This is a genomic window from Protofrankia sp. CiP1_Cm_nod1, from assembly GCF_920888515.1.
In the GTDB taxonomy this organism is placed as follows: domain Bacteria; phylum Actinomycetota; class Actinomycetes; order Frankiales; family Frankiaceae; genus Protofrankia.
Genome location: NZ_CAKKTM010000066.1, coordinates 1 through 3984, shown reverse-complemented (window position 1 = coordinate 3984; position 3984 = coordinate 1). Strand labels below are relative to the sequence as shown.

Below are 3984 nucleotides of genomic sequence, written 5' to 3'. Positions count from 1 at the left end.
GGGCCATGCGCCGGGCGAGCGGCGCCGGGCCGTCGGCGGGGACGGCCGGCGGCGCCGACGGTGTGCGCACCACCGCTGGCAGGCCCGGGCCGGCCACGTCCGGCACCCGCGGAAAAGCGGGCGGAGAACCGTTCGGTACCGGCAGCGCGGCGGATCCGCAGGAACTGACGGCGCACACGGCGGCCAGGGCGACCGAACACACCAGCGGAAAACCCGGACCGAAACGCACGACCGCCGCCATCTCAGATATCCGTGCGGCCGACCGCAGTCGCTACCGCGTAACTATTTATTCCGCCCGCTGGCGACACTAGCACCGACGGCGCCGGACACGGCAAATGCCGGGCCGCGGCCGGCGGACAGCTTCCGGACAATGCAACCCGTATGAATCGGTCAATAATTTCTTCGCATCCGGCCGGGCGCGACGGCGTGTCCCGCGCCGAATACCGGTGTCGACTACGGTGGCGACGGCCGCCCACGGCCGGGTCACCGGGAACCCGGAAGCCCCCGCCGGAGGGTACGTACCGCCCGGTACCGGACCCCCATCGCACGTTGCGCCTAACCTCCTGGACGGTAGATAGATAGATGTCGAGCAGGTGACGACCGGCGGGAGCGGGAGCATATGAGCGAGCAGGACTACCGCATCGAGCACGACTCCATGGGTGAGGTGCGCGTGCCGGCCACGGCCAGGTGGCGGGCACAGACCCAGCGTGCGGTCGAGAACTTCCCGGTGTCGGGCCAGCGGATCTCCCGGGCCCACATCGCCGCCCTGGCACGGATCAAGGCGGCGGCGGCGACCGTCAACGCCAAGCTCGGCGTCCTCGACGCGGAGATCGCCGCCGCGATCTCCGAAGCCGCCCAGGAGGTCGCCGAGGGCGCCTGGGACGACCACTTCCCGATCGACGTGTTCCAGACCGGCAGCGGGACGTCGTCCAACATGAACACCAACGAGGTGCTGGCAACCCTCGCCACCGAGCGGCTGGGCCGGCCGGTGCACCCGAACGACCACGTCAACGCGTCCCAGTCGTCCAACGACGTGTTCCCGTCGTCGATCCACGTCGCGGCGACGCAGGCGATCGTCCAGGACCTGATCCCCGCCCTCGAGCACCTGGCCGCCGCCCTCGGGCGCAAGAGCGTCGAGTTCCGCGAGGTCGTGAAGTCGGGGCGCACCCACCTGATGGACGCCACGCCGGTGACCCTCGGCCAGGAGTTCGGTGGCTACGCGGCGGCGGTCCGCTACGGGGTGGAGCGGCTACAGGCGGCCCTGCCGCGCATCGGCGAGCTCCCGCTGGGCGGGACCGCCGTCGGCACCGGTATCAACACCCCGCCCGGCTTCGCCGCCGCCGTCATCGAGCAGCTGGTGGCGTCCACCGGCCTGCCGCTGTCCGAGGCCCGCGACCACTTCGAGGCGCAGGCGTCCCGGGACGGCCTGGTCGAGGCCTCCGGGGTGCTGCGGGTGGTCGCGCTGTCGCTGTACAAGATTTCCAACGACCTGCGCTGGGCGTCGTCGGGCCCGCGTGCCGGGCTCGGCGAGATCCGCCTGCCCGACCTGCAGCCGGGGTCGTCGATCATGCCGGGCAAGGTCAACCCGGTGATCCCCGAGGCCGTCTGCCAGGTTGTCGCGCAGGTGGTCGGCAACGACGCGGCCGTGGCCTTCGGCGGCTCCGCGGGCAACTTCGAGCTGAACGTGATGCTGCCGGTGATCGCCCGCAACCTGCTGGAGTCGATCCACATCCTGTCCACCATCAGCCGGCTGTTCGCCGACCGCTGCGTGGACGGCATCGTCGCGGACGTCGAGCGCTGCCGGCGGTTCGCGGAGTCCTCGCCGTCCATCGTGACGCCGCTGAACCGTTACATCGGCTACGAGGAGGCAGCCAAGGTCGCCAAGCAGTCCCTGGCCGAGGAGAAGACGATCCGCGAGGTCGTCCTCGAACGCGGCTACGTGGCCGCGGGCAGGCTCACCGAGGAGCAGCTGGACGCCGCGCTGGACGTCCTGTCGATGACCCACCCGTAAGCTCGATGACCCACCCGTAAGCCGCGCCCGGCCCGGCCGGCGGTGTGATCGTGTTCTTCCACACCGCCGGCCGGGCCGGATCCGTGGGGCACCGGTGGGCCAGGGAAAGTATGATCATCCCTGCCGGACGCCGCCGGGACGAGATCACCGGGCTGTGCGGCTGTGCGGCTGTGCGGCTGTGCGGCTGTGCGGCTGTGCGGCTGTGCGGCTGTGCGGCTGTGCGGCTGTGCGGTCGCGCCCCGCCGCCTGCGCCGAACAAGCGGCGGGGAGCCGTGGAAGACCCCCCAGCAAGCCCCCACGACCCCCGCACCCGTGTTCAACGAGACACCGCGGCGGAGGTTACGGGGAGCTCGAAGATTTTTCCGCGCGTCCCCGGGCGGCCGCGCCGGCCGCCAGAGGTGGCCGCCAGAGGTGGCCGTCACCGCGTGGACCTGCGAGATCGGCCCGCCCCGGACCGGATGGCCGGCGGGAAGGTACGGAGGTCCCGACAGAAGGGGCAGTAACAACCTGACGTTCCGGACGTCCCGTGCCGTCCTGTCCGGTTATTCTCCCACTAATCAATAGCGGGAGTTTTCAGCTGAGGAGGTGACAAACGATGTACGACTACGACCTCCTCGTCATCGGGTCGGGCCCGGGCGGGCAGAAATCGGCTATCGCCGCCGCCAAGCTGGGCCGCCGCGTCGCGATCGTCGATCGTCGTGACATGGTCGGCGGGGTCTGCATCAACACCGGCACGATCCCGTCGAAGACGCTGCGCGAAGCCGTGCTCTACCTCACCGGTATGACCCAGCGGGAGATGTACGGGCAGAGCTACCGGCTGAAGGACGACATAACCGTCTCGGACCTGTCCTCGCGCACCCAGCACGTCATCGGACGTGAGATCGACGTCATTCGCAGCCAGCTCAGCCGTAATCGGGTGGCCTTGCTCATCGGAACGGCGAGCTTCGTCGACCCGCACACCATCAGCATCATCGGCAGCGACCAGACCGACGAGCGCCGGGTCAGGGCGGAGAAAATCATCATCGCCACCGGCACCCGGCCGGCCCGGCCGGACACGGTCGACTTCGACGGCCGTACCGTGGTCGACAGCGACCAGATCCTGGCGCTGGACAAGATCCCCGGCTCGATGGTCGTCGTGGGCGCCGGTGTGATCGGCATCGAGTACGCGTCCGTGTTCGCCGCGCTCGGCACCAAGGTGACTGTCGTGGAGCGCCGTGACCGGATGCTCGACTTCTGCGACGTGGAGATCGTCGAGGCCCTCAAGTACCACCTGCGGGACCTGGCCGTCACGTTCAGGTTCCGCGAGTCGGTCGTGTCCGTCGAACGTCACCACAGCGGCACCCTGACGCTGCTGGAAAGCGGCAAGAAGATCCCCGCCGACACCGTGATGTACTCGGCCGGGCGCCAGGGGCTCACCACCGCGCTCAACCTCTCCAACGCGGGCCTGAGCGCCGACAACCGGGGCCGCATCAAGGTCGGTTCGGACTTCCGGACCGAGGTCGAGCACATCTACGCCGTCGGCGACGTCATCGGCTTCCCGGCGCTGGCCGCGACCTCCATGGAGCAGGGCCGGCTCGCCGCCTACGCGGCCTGCGGCGAGGCCGTCCACGTGATGCGCCACGAGCTGATGCCGATCGGCATCTACACCATCCCCGAGATCTCCTACGTCGGCAGCACCGAGGACGAGCTCACCGAACGGGCCGTGCCGTTCGAGGTCGGCGTGGCCCGCTACCGCGAGCTCGCCCGCGGCCAGATCGTCGGGGACTCCTACGGCATGCTGAAGCTGCTCGTGAGCTCGACCGACCGCAAGCTGCTCGGCGTCCACGTCTTCGGCACCGGGGCCACCGAACTCGTCCACATCGGCCAGACCGTGATGGGCTGCGACGGGACGATCGACTACCTGGTGGACGCCGTGTTCAACTATCCGACGCTCGCCGAGTCCTACAAGGTGGCGGCGCTGGACGCGATGAACA

General features: G+C 69.7%; 2 protein-coding genes and 1 pseudogene. 2 read left to right on the top strand and 1 reads right to left on the bottom strand.

Features of this window, described 5'->3' with window-relative positions:
* Positions 1–241 (bottom strand): annotated as a pseudogene (locus tag NBX02_RS03795) (hypothetical protein); the annotation flags it as partial.
* A 378-nt stretch (positions 242–619) separates the two neighbouring features.
* Here NBX02_RS03795 and NBX02_RS03790 point away from each other — a divergent pair.
* Positions 620–2011 carry a class II fumarate hydratase gene (locus NBX02_RS03790; protein WP_250281448.1) on the top strand — a complete coding sequence of 464 codons (1392 nt, stop codon included), beginning with the start codon at positions 620–622 and terminating at the stop codon, positions 2009–2011.
* A 595-nt stretch (positions 2012–2606) separates the two neighbouring features.
* On the top strand, positions 2607–3984 hold a 1378-nt coding region (gene sthA / locus NBX02_RS03785; RefSeq protein WP_250290018.1), incomplete at its 3' end, for a Si-specific NAD(P)(+) transhydrogenase.

Coding starts and splice junctions, on each gene's coding strand:
- NBX02_RS03790 (WP_250281448.1), top strand. CDS start 620: ATGAGCGAGCAGGACTACCGCATCGAGCACGACTCCATGGGTGAGGTG.